Raw genomic sequence first — 643 nt, 5'->3', positions numbered from 1 at the left:
ATGGTATTCACCTGCCAGCAGCCTGACCTTCAGGATGGGCCAATACTGTTTCACGTAGCCTGCCAAGTCGGCGACCGTCATGCCATCGGCACCCGGCGCCCCCTTGTTGCTGACCACGCGCTGATACGCACGCTTGAGATTCGCCGGTGCAAGCACCCGCTCCATCAGCGTGTCCGGCTCCGCGTTCATCCACGTCACCGACGCCGCCGATACCTCTGCGCTGTCAGGCGTCATCCTCGGCCTCTGGCCGGGACTCGGGGTGACAGTCTTCTCTTGGAGAAATTTCTGCATTTCGGTTATCGACGAGACGCTGACGCCTACTGGCGGCATGACCTGTTCGGCCCTTGATGGCGTGGTTGACCGCCACTTACTACGGCCTCGGCTGACTTCTGCACGCCCATCCCGTCGCCTCTCGACAATCGGTAGCACAATGGCAAGCGTACAGATCTCCCAGGGTAATTCGCGCGACCTTCCTGCTTATGCCTGTCGGATCTACGTCGCAGCGTTCCGTGCAAGTATCGGGCTTTGGCGATTATGGCCACCTCACCCCGCTGCGCCGCCTCATCCGCTTCCTGTTCGTCAGGCCAGCATTTTGCCTCGGGCTTCCTTCAGATTCGCAGTCGCCCGCGACACCCTTGCCTTC

At 61.1% G+C, this 643-nt stretch carries 1 pseudogene; it reads right to left on the bottom strand.

Going from position 1 to position 643, the window contains the following annotated elements:
• Window positions 1–330: pseudogene (locus tag PSOLE_RS23445) on the bottom strand (group II intron reverse transcriptase/maturase); the annotation flags it as partial.
• Window positions 331–643: the final 313 nt, after the last annotated feature.

The organism is Pseudomonas oleovorans subsp. oleovorans, from assembly GCF_002197815.1.
Taxonomy (GTDB): Bacteria; Pseudomonadota; Gammaproteobacteria; order Pseudomonadales; family Pseudomonadaceae; genus Aquipseudomonas; species Aquipseudomonas oleovorans.
Note: the sequence above shows the minus strand (reverse complement) of the source record. Positions and strands in the feature narration are given on the sequence as shown.